Annotated in this window: 11 protein-coding genes; 6 read left to right on the top strand and 5 right to left on the bottom strand. The window is 46.9% G+C overall.

The window, feature by feature from the left end; genetic code table 11:
- Positions 1-93 precede the first annotated feature (93 nt).
- On the top strand, positions 94-963 hold the full coding sequence (locus PV783_RS32255) for a glycerophosphodiester phosphodiesterase family protein (protein ID WP_420990884.1): 870 nt from the start codon (positions 94-96) through the stop codon (positions 961-963).
- A 9-nt stretch (positions 964-972) separates the two neighbouring features.
- On the opposite strand, the gene PV783_RS32250 is transcribed toward PV783_RS32255, so the two are convergent.
- Complete coding sequence (locus PV783_RS32250) at positions 973-1,608, bottom strand: response regulator transcription factor (RefSeq protein ID WP_079472152.1); 636 nt, start codon at positions 1,606-1,608, stop codon at positions 973-975.
- Positions 1,598-3,589 (bottom strand): tetratricopeptide repeat-containing sensor histidine kinase, encoded by a 1,992-nt coding sequence (locus PV783_RS32245; RefSeq protein ID WP_420990883.1) that lies wholly within the window; start codon positions 3,587-3,589, stop codon positions 1,598-1,600. Before PV783_RS32245 ends, PV783_RS32250 begins: the two co-directional genes overlap by 11 nt.
- Positions 3,590-3,815: 226 nt before the next feature.
- Between PV783_RS32245 and PV783_RS32240 the strand changes: the two genes are divergently transcribed.
- On the top strand, positions 3,816-4,199 hold the full coding sequence (locus PV783_RS32240) for a hypothetical protein (protein ID WP_420990882.1): 384 nt from the start codon (positions 3,816-3,818) through the stop codon (positions 4,197-4,199).
- Between the two features lie 228 nt (positions 4,200-4,427).
- On the opposite strand, the gene PV783_RS32235 is transcribed toward PV783_RS32240, so the two are convergent.
- Genes PV783_RS32235 through PV783_RS32225 form a run of 3 tightly spaced genes read right to left on the bottom strand, consistent with a single transcriptional unit; the run spans position 4,428 to position 7,536 of the window.
- Entirely contained in the window at positions 4,428-5,609 is a 1,182-nt protein-coding gene (locus PV783_RS32235) for a hypothetical protein (RefSeq protein WP_420990881.1), read from the bottom strand.
- Positions 5,610-5,659: 50 nt separating this feature from the next.
- Positions 5,660-6,409 carry a LytR/AlgR family response regulator transcription factor gene (locus PV783_RS32230; RefSeq protein WP_111578363.1) on the bottom strand — a complete coding sequence of 250 codons (750 nt, stop codon included), beginning with the start codon at positions 6,407-6,409 and terminating at the stop codon, positions 5,660-5,662.
- 11 nt (positions 6,410-6,420) lie between these two features.
- The gene (locus tag PV783_RS32225) at positions 6,421-7,536 is read right to left on the bottom strand and encodes a sensor histidine kinase (protein WP_111578362.1); all 1,116 of its coding nucleotides are present in this window, start codon (positions 7,534-7,536) and stop codon (positions 6,421-6,423) included.
- 246 nt (positions 7,537-7,782) lie between these two features.
- On the opposite strand from PV783_RS32225, the gene PV783_RS32220 reads away from it, so the two are divergent.
- The 4 genes from PV783_RS32220 (at position 7,783) to PV783_RS32205 (ending at position 16,450) form a co-directional block, all read left to right on the top strand.
- Complete coding sequence (locus tag PV783_RS32220) at positions 7,783-9,990, top strand: TonB-dependent receptor domain-containing protein (protein WP_420990880.1); 2,208 nt, start codon at positions 7,783-7,785, stop codon at positions 9,988-9,990.
- A 174-nt stretch (positions 9,991-10,164) separates the two neighbouring features.
- Positions 10,165-12,018 (top strand): sigma-70 family RNA polymerase sigma factor, encoded by a 1,854-nt coding sequence (locus tag PV783_RS32215; protein WP_420990879.1) that lies wholly within the window; start codon positions 10,165-10,167, stop codon positions 12,016-12,018.
- A 129-nt stretch (positions 12,019-12,147) separates the two neighbouring features.
- Complete coding sequence (locus PV783_RS32210; protein ID WP_079472143.1) at positions 12,148-13,116, top strand: FecR family protein; 969 nt, start codon at positions 12,148-12,150, stop codon at positions 13,114-13,116.
- 175 nt (positions 13,117-13,291) lie between these two features.
- Complete coding sequence (locus PV783_RS32205; RefSeq protein ID WP_420990878.1) at positions 13,292-16,450, top strand: TonB-dependent receptor domain-containing protein; 3,159 nt, start codon at positions 13,292-13,294, stop codon at positions 16,448-16,450.
- Positions 16,451-16,541 lie beyond the last annotated feature (91 nt).

The raw sequence follows: 16,541 nt of genomic DNA, 5'->3' as shown, positions 1-16,541 counted from the left end.
ATTAACTTTTTATTAAGCCGGTAGAGATCTTCTGTGAATTGATTTACTTTCACATGATTATCCTGTCTATCTCTGAAAAAAAATAAATACCTGATGAACCGTTTATTATTAGCCGCCTTATGTGCAATCAGCCTGCCGGTAGCTGCGCAGCAAAAAATACCTGTCGACGCTATCCTCAATGAGTTTCAGCATCACCCGGAACACATCATGGTGGCGGCACACCGCGCTTCCCATAATAAATACCCGGAAAATTCCCTTGCTGCTGTAAAGGAAACTATTGAACAGGGAATAGACATAGTAGAAATAGATCTGCATGAAACAAAGGATCATATCCTCGTGGTGATGCACGATGAAACCATTACCCGTACCACGGGCAAACCGGGAAAAGTAAGGGATTATACCTACCAGGAACTGCAACAGTTTCCTTTGCTGTTTAAAGGTCAACCTACCACCGAAACCATCCCTTCGTTTGAACAGGTGCTGAAACTCACCAAAGGAAGGATCATTGTAGATGTGGATTTTAAAGAAGATAGTGAATCCGCTGCGAAGCAAGCCTATTCACAGATTGCGGCGCATGGCATGGAAAAACAGGTGTTGTTCTTTATTTATGATCATCATACAGCGCCCACCCTGCACAGCTGGAATCCGAAGATCCCTATAATGCCCCGCGCGCACAGCGTCGAGGAAATAGTAGCAATACAACAGATGGCCGCAACGCAGGGAAAGTTCCCGGTGATTCACGGAGATCCCTCTTTTTATTCTGATTCCCTAATGAAAAGCATCACCACCGCCGGCACACGGGTATGGATGAACGCTTTGGGAAAGTATGATAAACTGGAATCAGAAAAGGGCGATACCGGTTTTGATCAGCTGCGTAAAGAGGCCGCTTTCGCCAATGTGCTCCAAACGGATTACCCGGAGAAGTTACTGGCTTACCTGCGCAAAAAAGGTTTGCATGAGTAGCAACAACGTTTATAACAACCCCTGCTGGGAAGCGATTTTAATCAGCGCCGCCACATTTCTTACCTGGAATTTCTGGATCAGGTTTTTCCGGTGCGTTTCTACGGTTAAAGGGCTCAGGTTAAGCTGCTGCGCAATGTCAGGGGTAGTTTTACCATCTGCTATGAGGTGCAGTATTTCCTTTTCCCGTTTCGTGAGTTGAGGAATACCTTTCAGTTCACTGATAGACGGGCGCGCCATGATTTCCTTGGCGCCTTTGCTGAAAGTGATCATGCCGCTGAGGGCTTCCTGGATACAGGCCACCAGTTCTTCGGAAGAAATATTTTTTAAGAGATAACCGGTAGCGCCGTTCTGGATCATCTGGAGGATCATACTGCGTTCCGAATGATTACTCAGCGCCAGTACATGTGTATCGGGCGACAGCGCCTTAACCTCGCGGCATAGCTCTATCCCGTTTGCATCCGGCAGGGTAATATCCAGCAGCAGTACATCTACTTTATTTTCTTTCAGGAAAGACATAAAAGCCAGTCCGGAAGTAAAGCACCCGGTAATTTGTATGCTCTTCACATTTGTGAGCAACTTTTGCAGTCCTTCAAGCACAATCGGATGGTCGTCTACAATAGCCAGTGTGGCGGGATTAATCAACATGTAATTCAATATTTATGGTGGTGCCTTCGTTCACGGCGGAGTCGATATCAATTTTTCCTTTCAGGAATCCCACCCTGTTGCGGATGTTGCTTAACCCGATTCCCTTCTCAGTACCTGCGGCCTGCATGTCAAAACCCTTGCCATTATCTTCCTGGGTAATAAAAAAGATATGATCATTCTGGCTGCACTGCAATATGATATTGGTAGCCTGTGCATGGCGGATCGCATTGGACAGCAGTTCCTGTACAATGCGGTAAATGTGGATCTGAACTTCTTCCCGGAGGGTATCTTCAAAGCCCAGGTCCTGGAAGTCGATATGCGTAGCCTCACTCATGAGCGATTCGCAGAGGTCTTTGAGTGCTGTTTTTAAGCCAAACTTCAGCAGGTTAACAGGCATCATGTTATGTGCAATGCGCCGCAGTTCCGTAACGGAATGATCCAGCTGAAGGGTAATCTTTTCCAGTTCCGCGCGCTGGCCCTGTGAGTAGGTATCTTCAATCTGTGCAGAGAGGTTTATTTTGGCGCCGGCAAGCATGCCTCCCAGGCCATCGTGGAGATCCCTGGCAAGGCGGCGGCGTTCCTGTTCTTCGCCCTGTAACACGGCCTGGCTGAATTGCAGTTGCTGCTGTTGTTCAATTTCGTGCAGGTGTTGCCGGTAGGTCAGCTCTTTTTGTGCCGCCAGTTTTTGTTTACTGCGGTAAACGAAGATGGCAAACAGCAGTATCACCAGTAAAATTACACTGGCAGCGCCCAGCAGCGAGTTTACCAGCCGGGAATTTTTGGTGTGCAGCGCATCCTGGATGCTTTTGGCTTTCAGTGCGTCAATTTCTTTCTGCTTCTCTGCATTCCGGTATTTTATTTCCAGGGCGTGTACATCGTTTGTGAGCTGGGCTTTGGAGAGACTATCACTTAGCTCACTGTATCGCTTCATCCATGTGTAGGCGGGCGCCATCTCGTGAAGGTTTTCACAGGTAAGCGCCATGCCGTAAAACAACTGGAGCCGGTTAGTGGCGAGCTTCATCATCTCCTCCTGCTGCATGAGCAGGGCAGCCATTTCCTTTGCTTTTACAAAATTATTATCATTGAAGTAGGCATAGAACTGTTGCATTTGCAACCGCTGTTCTTCATACCGTAAGCCTTTTTTCCTGGCCAGTTGTATTCCTTTATCAAGACTGGCAAGTGCATCTTTGAATTTCCCTTCAAGGGTATAGTACATGCCTTCTGCGGCGTAATGATCCAGCAGGTATTCGGATTCAGGGAAAGGTGCCAGTAATTTCCAGGCGCTGTCCAGTGCGGGTTTGGCTTTAGCATTCTGGGCCGACAGGGAATAGTTTTCCGCGATGGTATGATAGGCGGTCACCAGTTCATGGGTAGGAGAGTGCGCGTTCCTGAATGTTTCGATGGCCTTCAGGCAGTATGTTTCTGCTTTATCAAACTGCCCTGCATTTTTAAATACGATGCCCACTGCCAGGTAGTTTTTCCCTACCGCTGTTTGATCGCCGGCCTGCTGTGCCAATGGAATCGCCTTATTCAGTAAAATCTCTGCGAATGCTTTGTAGTCGTCTTTCCGCTGGGCAATAGCGCCGTAGTCGTACCAGGCTTTAGACCGGAAAGAATAAGCTTCCGCTGTGTTAAACCTGCTGAGCAATGTATCTGCTTTCAGAAAGTTGGCCTGGCTTTTATCAAGGTTCGTCTTCTTCTGGATATTCGCCTCGTAATAATAATAAAGTGCCTGCAGGAAGGGATTTTTTCCACTGTACTGTTTCCCCTTTTCCAGGTATTGTGATGATTTCACAGAGTCTTTTGCAGCCCAGTATTCCGACAGGGAGTAGTTTGCCCGGGCGCGGATACTGTCTGATGTAGTTCGTTGCAATACATTTTCCAGGCTGTCTGTATGTGCCTTTTCATTCAACGGAAACGTTTGTCCGCTACACCAGGAAGTTGCTGTAAGCAGGAATACCAGGAAAGATAGTCTTCTCATAAAGCCAAAATATAAAACAATTGCTTATACATGATCGTTGCCGGCAAAAATACCTGAAAACAGGTATAAATAAATCATTGTATGCCGGTATTGTGCAAATAGCCCATCCAGGGTACATTTGCGGTGATGCCGATAAAGGTTTTAACCATCTGTATTCTGGAAATTTTATAACAGGGCTGCCGAAAACTGTGCATTAAAAAGAGTAGGCGTTTTACAATTGTCATTTATGAAAATACTCAAGAAGATTTTGTTCCCGGCTTTAATGGTAGCCGCATTGTTTACCTCCTGTAGCAAAGACGACGACAAACCAGCTGGTACTTCCCACAAAGTAGTGTTTAAAGCCATTGGGTCCACTGGTGTGGAATTGAATATTGCGGTATTTGGATATGATGACCAGGCAACTACACTCTCCAATCTGAGTGGTAATACCTGGACCAGCAATGAAATTACTGCACCGGCTTCTGCAAGGAACGTGAAAGCAGTGATCAATGGTCTAGGCCCCAATGTCTCTGCTACGCTGAAAGTACAGGTATTGGTAGATGGGCAGGTGAAAGCAGAAGGAACTTCTTCCGGCACGGTTCTTTCCGGGCTTGCTTCTTACAATTTTTAATTGCTGATATATGGAAAAAGGAATGCCAGCAGTTTTGTTTCTTGAAAGCCGCCATTCTTTTTTTCAGGGCTACCCCGTTTTTGCGAGGCACCTGTTAAAGGAACCTAACTGAAAAAAGGATACGAAATGATGCCGTTGGTATCTACCACCTGGCAGGACTACATTTACATAATCAGATTTACTTTGAGTTGATAGCCTTTGGATCGCAAGGATTCAAAGGCTTTTCTGTTATTGTGCATCCGCAACAATGAACCACGGAATATCCAGCCAGCCTTTTTTCAGATAGATGCCCACCCTGCCACTCACTGGCGTTCTCTGGTAAAAACTACTGTGTACCTTCAATTCTTCAATCCTGTGTACCGGCCCCCATGGCTCCAGTTGCAGGTAGTGGCTGGATGACCTTCCGCTGGTGGTTCTTTTGTTGGTAACATGCGTTTCATAATAAAGCGCCTGGCTGTTATCAAAGCTGGTGTTTAGCGTGATAACAACACCATAGCTGTAGGTTGGAACTAAAAATAAATACAGGAGAGTACCCGCCCAGGCTGATGCCCGGTTAGCCATAAGCATTCCGTGTTTGACAGTAGCGATTATAAACGATCCCATCAGTAAAGTAATAGCAATCACCGGTAGCCAGACATGCGTTGTATCCGCCAGATGAATACCTCTGCTTCCGTCTATCAGCAGAATAAATCCGGGAACAACTATCGCCAGGAAAATGGAGGGCAGTGGATTTTCTTTGTACGTATAAATCGTAATGAGCCCTTTGTAATAGTAAGTAAGTGCAATGGCAACCCAGGGTATTATCATAGCCAATATGGCTGCATACAATGCAACCGGTGTAATGAAAATACAGCCGGATATAATAAAACTGATAATCGTCACCATCCTTGCATCCCAACGTGCTTTTTTAAGATGGTTTTTGCGCTCATTCCGCTGAGTGCCATACCGCTCATCTGACATTACTTCTTTTAACGTTTCCTCCGCTTCCGATTTAGATACAATAAGGTTCCTGTAACGTTTCCGCGCCCATGCCTGAAGCTCATGGGTACCGTTATAAGAAAGGGCGATCTTTAATTTTTTTAATCCTTCGGCATTAGGAATAAGATGAAGATAGTGTTCATCTACCGTGTAGCCCTTGATCTGGTTAAACAGCAGCTCTTTTTTTACAAACAGGGTTTCTGTCCGGATAAAGTCTTCCCCATGTATCACTTTGCCCATATACGTTTTCAGGATGATCCATACGCCAGCAATTACAGCCAGTCCGGAAAAGATACTCACAAGTGTGATAGCTGTTGAATCATTCCCCTCTGAAAATACATAAACAAAACCGGCAGCCCCACCGCCCATTATGAGGATACTGAATATATAAAAAAAAATTTTCCAGCCCGGGGCTAACGAGTATGCTTTCATGGTATACTACTTAAAATGGATATAGGGCGCTAAAAATACAAATTTTAACCCTACGGCAATGGCGGCCGCGAAACTTTATCCCACAATCTATTCATGACCACCTGCTGGATCACCGCTTCCCGGTAATTCCGGCTGATAGGGATCTGGTGCGATTGTATACAGATTTCATTTCCCTGGATACTGTCTATTTTATTCACCGCTACAATGTATGACTTATGCACCCGGATAAATGCCTGTGCGGGTAATTGCTGTTCGAGGTTTTTGAGGTATAGCAGGGTCATGTATTTACCCTTACGGGTATAAATGCTTACGTAGTTCTGCATGCCTTCCACAAAAAGGATATCTTCCACCTGGATTTTTTCATACCGGCTGCCACATTTGATAAAGAAGTGATCTGCGCCGGCTTCTGCGGGCGCAGCATCGTTTTTAATGCCGGGGTTTACCAGCTGGTAATAGTCCCTAGCTTTGGTGGCTGATTTAAAGAACCGGTCGAACGTAATGGGTTTTAATAAGTAGTCCAGTACGTTTAACTGGAAGCCTTCCAGCGCGTATTCAGGGAACGCCGTGGTGATAATTACCATAGGCGGATTTTGTACCATCTTCAGGAAATCCAGTCCGCTGAGTTTTGGCATTTGTATATCCAGGAAGATCAGGTCTGCCGGTTGGCGCTTTAACAGGTTTACCAACTCCACCGGGTTTTCGCAGATGCCGGTCAGCGTGAGGAAATCCACTTCCTTTACGTAATTGGCGATGCCTTCCCTGGCCAGTGGTTCGTCGTCTGTAATCACGCAGTTGATCATAATAAAGGCATTTAAGTAGCTAACAATTGTGGCACTCTTAATTCGGCCAGTTGCAGTTGCAGCTTTATTTCAAAGCTGCCGGCTTCCCGGAGGATCTCCAGTTCATATTGACCGGGATATACCAGGTCCAGGCGCCGCTGTACATTTTTTAAACCGATACCGCCATAATCAATAATGGGTGCGCTGTATTCGTCTGCTGCGCTGCTGTTGGAAACGTTGAATGCCAGCAGCGGTCCTTCGAGATGCAGTTGTATCCTGATCCAGTTGGGGCCGTCGGCATGTTTGGATACATGCTTGAACGCATTTTCCACAAAGGTCATCAGGATAAAAGGCGCAATGCTCAGGTGTGATACCGGCTGCCGGTAATACTCAAAAGTAACTTCCACATTGTTATTGAGCCGCAGCTTTTCCAGCTCAATAGAATTTTCCAGGTAGCCGATCTCTTTGCTGAGGGAAATTTGTTTATCGTTGCATTCGTACAACTGGTATCTCAGCAATTCAGAAAACTTCGCCAGTGAAGCGGAAGCTACGTCAGGATTTTTATGGATCAGGAAGAAGATGGAGTTAATAGTATTAAAAAGAAAATGCGGATTAAACTGGTTCTTCAGGAAGTTAAGTTCTGTTTCCAGTTTTTCTTTTTCCAGCAGCTGTTGTCGTCTTTTGGTTTGCAGCCAGTTCCGGGTAAGCTTTATACTCATGGCCAGTGTCATACTGGCAAGGGTGGAGGGGAGGGCGTTGCCAAAGAAATGCAGGAAGCAATAATCTCCCGGCCCGAAAAGCACCTCAAATGTTTTGCCCGATACCGCTGAGCAAAGATAATACCCGCCAACAATAGCGCAGGCGGTTGCTGCGATGGTCATTACCAGCAGCGTAATGTAGGCTGTATACCGGCCCTTCTCCAGGTATTTTGGAATCAGGTAATACAGGTTGAAATATACCGCGGCTGCCTGGAAGATCACATAAAACGCAAACTTGATATAGAAAGGGAATAAGATAATGGAGTTTGCGGCTTTCACAGGATTCCCTATTGCCACTACCCACCAGAGATAATGGTAAAGACACCAGAAGGGAATGTGGTAAAGTTTATATTTCAGCAGCCAGTTCCGGCTTGTAGTGGTATTCAGCATATAAAAAATTACCTGTTACTAAAGATAACTACATTTTGCTGATTCTTCTCCCGTACTATATCAACGGCAGCAAATAAATGACCACCCGCGCAACACAACTGCTGAACGGCTGCATTCCCCGCTTTTAAAGGGTTTTACCGGGAAACCGCCCGTTTTGTGCAGGTGGTCAATTTCCTGCTGCCCGTGGTCATCCGGGTTTTTCCATCGCCGGAGATACGCATTTATTTGCAGCAGAAGTTATCCTTTATGAACTACTTACTCCTTACCTTATTCCTCCTGCCATTTGCACCGGCCGCCGGCCAGTCTGCCGCACCGGATAGCCTGCCCGCCTTAAAACAGCTGAAAGAAGTGAGGGTGCAGGCAAGTAAACCACTGCTGCAGCAACAGGCGTATGGAACGGTTGTGAATGTACAAAGCAGCGTACTTACAAAAGGCAGCTCCGTGCTCGAAGTACTGGAACGCGCTCCGGGTGTAAACATCGACCGGAGAACCAACGGGATCGCCCTCAACGGCAAAAGCGGGGTGATGGTGATGCTGAACGGTAAACTGCTGCGCATGTCGGCCGACCAGCTCATGATCTACCTGCAGGGCATGACGGCCGCCGACGTAGAAAAAATAGAACTGCTCAATACGCCGCCCGCAAAGTACGACGCCTCCGGCAACGCCGGCATGATCAATATTGTAATAAAGAAAAACCGGAACCAGGGAAATTTCTCCCTTACCGGTGGTTATGGCTACGGGGAGAAAGCCGCTGCCAGTCTCAATTTTGGCCGCACCATCCGGAACACCGGCTTGTATGGAAGTTATTCCTTTTCGCACGACAGGGCTTATTACGACTGGTTTGCCCGCGCTACCGATGATATGCAGTTGCTGGGAGGCCCCAGCTCCTCCGATTTTCTCAGCGTGATAAAGCCGGTAGGGAACACGCATAATATTATACTGGGGGCAGATGTGAACCTCACGCCACGACTTACCATCGGCGGCAGTATCAACGGCAACATCAGCCGGATGGCAGATCATACGGTGAATCACGGGGAATACCTCGTAAACAAAACTACTGCCTATAATATGGATGCAGATATCAGGGTGAATAATAACTGGGATAACCTGGGCGCATCGGTGTATGCAGAAAAGAAAATACGCGAAGGGGAGCAGCTGAATATCGACCTGGATTATCTCTACTATAAAAACAACCGGCCTTCTTCCGCTGTCAGCTCTTTTGTAGATAGCGCCGGCCATACGCCCGGTACCAACGACACGCTTTTTGCCCCGGTGCAACGAACCTTCTCTGTGTCGTCTATGCGCATCGGCGTATTTAAAATGGATTACAGCCGGCAACTATCTCCCAAAATAAAAATTGAAGCAGGTATAAAAGGAACCTATACAAAAAACAACAGCAATTCCAGGATAGAAAGTTTCCTCGATAGCGCCTGGGTGAGCAGCACCGCGGCAACCAATAACATCATCATGAAAGAAGCGATAGGAGCTGCCTATGGTTCGCTGGAAACGCAGCTGCATCCGGCGCTCCGGCTGGTGGCGGGTTTGAGATATGAATACTCGCAAACACAAATGGATGATCCGCAAAATAAACAACAGATCACCAAACGGACTCTCGGTAAATTCTTCCCGGGCATTTTCCTGACCTGGAAAAAACAGGAAGCAGAATGGCAGCTGTCTTATACAAAAAGGATCAGCCGGCCTGCGTATAACGACCTGGCTTCCTTTGTTGTTTACTCCGGACCTACCTCGGTAGAAACCGGCAATCCCATGCTGAAGCCAACCGTCACCAATAATGTAAAGCTGGGATATAACTATCACGGCTACTCGTTTTCGCTGCTCTACAGCAAGGATGATGCGCCGGTGGCCCGCTACCAGCTTACACCCAATCCCGCCGGCGAAGTGATATGGGTGTCTCCGCAAAACCTGTTGTTCCAGCATAACCTGTCGCTCCAGGCGCTGGTGCCGTGGAAGGTGAACGACTGGTGGAACATGAGCTTCGGGTTTACCGGCGGTTGGCGGCAATTTAAACTGGATTTTACCGCCACGCCGGTACAGAAAGATTATTTCGGCTTTAACACCAACTTCTCTACTGCCTTTACATTGCCTGCCCGTTTCAATCTTGAAATCTCCGGCTGGTATAACAGCACAACGTACGATGGTTCCAAAAAAGCAGATCCATTCGGTGCGCTGAATGCCGGACTTAAAAAAGAATTAAACAATAACGGGGGAAGTCTGCAGCTAACGGTAACGGATATACTACGCACGGTGCGTATCAGTAGTTATTTTGGTACGCTGGCAGAAGAAGCGTTTAACCTGAAAAGTAAAGTGACCTTCCAGGCAGAATCAGGTAAAGCGCAAATTATAAAGCTGACATGGGCGAAAACGTTCGGAAACCAGCAGCAGCGCAGGCAGCGGAGCGGGGCTGCCGAAGAAAGCAACCGGGTAAGGAAATAATTATTTCTTTGGAAGATATTAACGGCCGGTTTGTAGACAAGTTATCAATATTATATAAATGATTAAATTTGTATAAGTATAACCCCTTTACAGGCGATATCTTCAAAAATAAATCCCGGTTTTAACATTGGGTTAATAGTGGGGGCTTATTTTGGTTTCCATATTCTAAGATGCATGTCTGCAGAGATATTTTTTATCAGGTTGTATAATGTTAACTACCAGAAAGTCTATGACTTTTCATATAAGCTTTGCGGTGACCGCCACCGTGCTAAAGACATTACCCAGCAATGTTTCCTCCGCTTATGGGAAAAAATAGATACGATCAGCAGTGATACTGAAGACATATTTCCCCTGCTGTTTGTGATCGCCAAACGGGTAGTGATCGATGAAAGCAGGAAGGCCACCACATCGGCCTTAGCCCATAAAGATATCTACCATACCAGCCCGGGAACAGTAGATGAAACGGAGAGCAGGATGCATTATAAACAGCTCAGGCACCGGCTTAGCAATGTGCTCCAGTCGTTGCCGGATAAACCCCGTAAGGTATACCAATACCGCGACTCCGGGTACTCCCACAAAGAAATTGCTGACATGCTGAACATCTCTATTACCACGGTACGTACCCATTTAAGGACCGCCACACACCTCATCCGTAAAAATATAGGGAATACCACTGTTATCATTGCCGCCGCCTGCGTGCTGTGGGCATGCGGTAAGGATAAAGATCCGGCTACTCCCACAGGCCCCGTTACCACCGCGGAAATAAACCGCTGGATCCTGGACAGCATGACCTATTTCTATTACTGGAAAGATGGCCTGCCGGCAACTCCCGATCCGTCGATGGAGGCAGCCGCCTGGTTTGGTCAGCTGAAAAATGCGGCCGACCGCTTCTCCATTATGTACGATCCTTTAGTACCCGCAACCTATCCCGCTGGTTTACGCAGCATTTACGGCATGGAAGCTACCGTGATCAGCTACGCCAAAGCGCCGGGTGGCGCACTGGGCGTTGTACAGCTGGTGCAACCCGGATCGCCTGCTGCCTCAAAAGAACTGAAACGCGGACAACTCTTTACACGCATCAACGGTACACTGCTCAATACCGGCAATGCCGCCTCCCTGCTTGCCAAACTGGTTGCCGATAAAAAAGGCGACCTCACAATAGCCACGCAAAGTGCAGACGGCGCCATCACCGAAACCACGATCCTGAAAGTAACTGCCGGTGGCATCACACAGGAACCTGCCGTGCAGCAGTCGGTAATCCTGGATAACACCACGCCCAAAACTGCCTACCTCTGCTTCAATTACTTCGACGATACACAAAGCGCCGCCTTATTGCAAACATTCAGCAACTATAAACAGCAGGGCGTAAAACAGCTGGTGCTGGATCTGCGCTACAGTCCGGGTGGAAGCACGGCTATGGCCGCCATACTCACCGCGCTGATCGGGAACAATATTAATGCAGAAAGTATCTTTGCCAAATACACCGGCAACAGCCGGTTGGGAAACCGTACCATGACCTTTGCGCAAACAATGGCGCTCCCGGAAAGCGGTACGCCGGTTGCCTTTGACCAGGTAAAGCCTTTCCAGCTGCAATTAAGTAAGATATATATATTAACAGGTACACACACGGCTTCCGCCGCAGAAATGATCGTTAATAACCTCAAACCCTATACGAATATCATACAGATAGGCAGTACTACCCTGGGTAAAGATGAAGGCATGATCACCATTGCAGATGGCCGTAATCCTAAACGTATCCCCTGGGTACTGATGCCCATTACCTATAAGTTACAGAACGCAGCAGGAGCGGGTGGTTACAGCACCGGTATTGTACCGGCCTACCAGGTAGATGAACTGGCCTCGTTACCCCTGCAGCCACTGGGCAGCACCGCCGATCCCCTCACCGCCAAGGCGCTGGAACTGATAGGCGTTGCCGGCGGCCGTATTTCCAATAGCGGGTTAAAAGCCCCCAAAAATGCCGCTACATCGCCTGCTATGGCCTATCCCGTATTGATCAGCCGCCCCTGAACGGCTTCGTGAACCCATTCCAATGTTACCAAAATGTGAAGTCCGCTTTTTTACCTACTCACTTTTTAATGCCCATACGTACTGTATGTATAGTCCTGGTATTTAGTTACATCATTCAAAATAAAAAAGGTGATCACGAAGCAATTACTGGATCGTTATTTTAAACAACAATGTTCTGCAGAAGAACGGATAACTGTTGAAGCGTACCTGCAGGGAGCAGATCACACCCTGCTGGATGAGTTCTTACATGGTAAATGGGCAGAAGCAGCAGCAGGACCCACTATACAGGTAGTGCCACCCGCTATTGAATTGCCATCGCATACCAAAGTACGCCACATGGGCCTGAAATGGGCCGCCGTATTCACTGGTATGCTGGTCCTCTCCGCCGCCGCATACTTCCTGTTTTTAACAACCGGAAAGAAAGTACCGGTGAACCCCATCGCCCGCCAGCAGTGGAAGGAGTTGAATAATCACGGCAACGATATCAGATCCGTGGTAATGGGAGACGGTACCCGCATATGGCTTAATAAAAATGCCGTGCTCCGTTATCCCGATAATTATAATGAAGTATCAAGAGATGTGGAACTGATTGGAGAAGCCTATTTTGAAGTAGCGCAAAACAGTAGTCTGCCTTTCCGCGTGCACACGGCGCATGTAACCACTACCGCGTTGGGAACCGCTTTTAACATCAGCGCGTTTACCCGGCAGGACACGGCTATCTGCATCAGCTTACTGGAAGGAAAAGTAGCGGTAGCATCGGCCGACAGCAACGATACACAGGTACTCACACCGGGAATGGCCGTGAACTTTGAAGGAAATAATATGCAGGAAGCCATCACCGACAGCGCCGTTTTTAATGCTACCGGCTGGATGAAAGACAAAATCTATTTTAACAATGCTACGTTGAAAGAGGTATGCAGAAGATTATCCTGGCAGTATGGTGAAAAGGTGATTGCAACAGGAGATGCTGGTCAGCAGCGTATCTCAGGAATGTTTAATACATCAGACGATTTCAAAACAATTATATCAGCTATCACCTTCGTTCACAAACTACAGGTGAAATATACACCGGAAGGATGCACAATCACTAAAAACTAATTACATACCCGTTCATATTTTTTAACCTGTCAGCAGCCGGAACTGCTGTGCGGCCATACCATTGCCCACATGGGGCGTTTTTAAAAACAATATAAAAGCTATACGATCAATGATGCCATTTGTACGCAGATTATGCTTAATGATGTGTTTTGTTTCACTACTCAACAGTTCACTTTTGCACGCCCAGCAATACCAGGGATTATCGGAAACGGTAAAACTGCCTGCCGGAAAACAACCGGTGAAGGAAATCCTGAAATCATTGCAGCAGCAGGGAAACTACAGGTACCTGTATGATCCCGCCCAGGTGGAATCTTTAAGCATCAATATTCCCAAAGGCACGCTTTCCTTATCCGGATTATTACAACTACTGGATCAGCAACTTCCGCTCGACGTAGAGGTGAAAGACAATATCATTGCTATCCGCAATGAAGACCGTAAAGCTACGGTAGCCAGTAAGGTACTGACAGGCACTTTGCAGGGAAAGATCTTTAATGACCAGAATGAATCCATACCCGGCGTAACCATTTTTGCAGGAGATAACAATCACGTTACTACTTCCCGTGTGGACGGTACTTATAGCCTTCAGCTGCCGGAAGGTACGTATAACATACGTTTCAGTCACCTGGCCTTCTCCCAGTCCAGCTTTAACAATGTAGTGGTAAAAGCGGGTAAGGTAACATTGAAAGATGTAATGCTGGCTACCTCATCATCCAACCTCAAAGGAGTAACAGTAAGCGCCGCGGCAAAGCGGGAAACAATTTCCGCCCTCTATAACAAACAGAAAAATGCCGCCGGCTTATCCGATGGCATCAGTGCAGAACAGATTGCCCGCACACCCGATAAAAATGTGGGAGAGGTGCTGAAACGCATCAGCGGTGTAACCACAGTAGACAACAAATATGTAGTGGTGCGTGGTATGAGCGAACGCTACAACGCTGCTATGCTCAACGGCCAGATCATGCCCAGCACAGAACTGAACAGGAAGAACTTCAGTTACGATATTATCCCTTCTAACATTATCGATAACATCACCGTATATAAAACCATTACACCGGATATGAGCGCGGAGTTTGGCGGCGGACTGGTGAACGTGGAAACAAAAGCCATTCCTACTGAAAACTTTTTCACCATTTCCATTGGCGGCAGCATCAATGATAATACTACCGGCAAAGCATTCAACAGCCTGGAAATAGGCGGCAGCGAGTATCTTGGCAAACCATCTTCCCACCGTGATCTCTTTGGAAAACTGAACTGGAAAAACCTGGATGATATCCTGGCTAATACCAATCCGGGCAGTACAGGTACGGGGCATGTATTAAAAGATCCGGCTTCTATTTCCAATAACTGGAAAGTATACCAGAAGAATGCACACCCTTCGCAAAACTACCAGTTGTCATGGGGGCATGTGCTCAATCTGGGTAAAGGCCGGCAGCTGGGTTTGATCGCCAGTGCCAGCTATCGCAATACCTTACAAACACAGGATATAAGGATGGGAGAGAAGGACGGCTACATATATGCTCCCAGCCTGGTAACTAAGAAAGATTCTGTTCTTTTTAAAGGCAAGCAATATGGGTTTTCTACAAACACCGGCTTTCTGGCAGGAATAGGCTATAGCGCCGGTAAACATAAAATAAGCCTGCAAAGCCTTTATTTAAATACGCTGGACCAGCAACTCCTTATGGGAAAGGGGGTAGATGGTAGTGGTATTGGAGTACCTGCGCCAACGATTGGCTTTTACGATAATGTGCAATGGACAAAATTGTGGCAAACGCAGTTGAAAGGAGAACATGCAGTTGGTGGTAAAGGGATTAAAGTGCAATGGTCCGGTACGTATGTGCATCTCGACAGGCAACGGCCGGATAATCATTACCTGCGTTCACCAGCTCCGGACGACAGTCTTACAACTTCTCCTATTATGATGGTAGGTCCTCCGCAATCCCGCGGTATTGATGGCGCCATGCGCTGGTGGACACGTGCTTATGAATCGGATCTGAACTGGGATGTGAATACCGTAGTGCCCTTCCGCTTTAATATCGGGAATGCGGCAGTTACTAATACTTTTAAAGCAGGATATGCCGGCTGGTATAAAGACCGCTCCTTTTACGTAGCCCGCGCCGGTACAGGTGGATATGATTCCAAGATTCCACAGCCGATGGATTATTTCTTTAATCCTGCTCACGAAGGTTACACGTTTGCCTTTGACGACTTCTCCGATAATTTCCAACGCAATGCCACCCTGCATGCTGCTTATGGTATGTTTGATCATAAACTGGCAGGTAAGCTCCGGCTGGTATGGGGTGTGCGTGCAGAATATTACGACATCAACCGCATTAATGAGGTGCTGGAAAAAAGTATCGGTGAAATTACAGACCATGAAGCGTATGATCTCAGCTCCCTTTATAACAGGGAAAAGAACTGGAACCTGTTTCCTTCTGCCAGTCTGACGTATAGCCTTACGCCTAAAATGAACTTCCGCGCAACATACGCCCAGAGCATTATCCGGCCGGATCTGCGCGAACTATCCTTCTTCAGCGAATATGATTTTGAACTGGGAGGAGAATATAACAGTACAAGACCTATCGTATCCAGCAAATTAAAGCACCTGGATTTCCGGTATGAATATTATCCCGGTCCCGGTGAAATTTTATCCCTGTCACTTTTCTACAAGAAAATAGACAACCCGATGGAGATTTACCAGGCTAATGCTGTTAATGAATTCACCCTGCTTAATAATCACCAGGCAGAGAACAGGGGAGTGGAGATGGAAATCAGGAAATCGTTGTCTTTTATTGATGTACCGGTGATCCGCAATCTCACCTTGTACGGCAATGGAACGAGGCTGTTTTCACGGGTACGGAAAGCCATTAATCCTACCTATGTGGAAGAACCGGCGGGATCAAAGAAGATGGTGCTGAAACAGGATATCGGGGATTGGGAAGACAGGCCACAACAGGGCGCCAGCAACTACATGATCAATGGTGGCGTGTACTACGATGTGAAATTCGTATCTGTTAGCCTCCTGTATAATTATGTGAGTAACCGCCTGTTTATGCCTAATGAGAATTCCTATATGTCGCTGTATGAACGCCCGGTAGAAGCGCTCGATGGACAAATTGCCTTTCACCTGCTGAAAGATAAAATGTTATTCCGCGCCAACGTCGGTAATCTGCTCAACAGCTATTCTATCATATATAAAAATGCAGGAGATGGAGATATAGGAGACGGGAAAAAACACCCCGTGAAGGATATGTTGTATCAGGAAGACAAAGACATCTTATTTTATCAGGCAAAACCAGGCAGGACTTACAGTTTCACGTTAGGATATAGTTTTTAACAACAGGCAGGAATTATAATTCAACCAGCATGTATTCATACCGGTATATACAGTTTCAATCATTGTTATTATTTTCTAATTTAAATCCTTT

This window comes from Chitinophaga sp. CC14, from assembly GCF_048957795.1.
Classification (GTDB): Bacteria; Bacteroidota; Bacteroidia; order Chitinophagales; family Chitinophagaceae; genus Chitinophaga; species Chitinophaga ginsengisegetis.
Note: the sequence above shows the minus strand (reverse complement) of the source record. Positions and strands in the feature narration are given on the sequence as shown.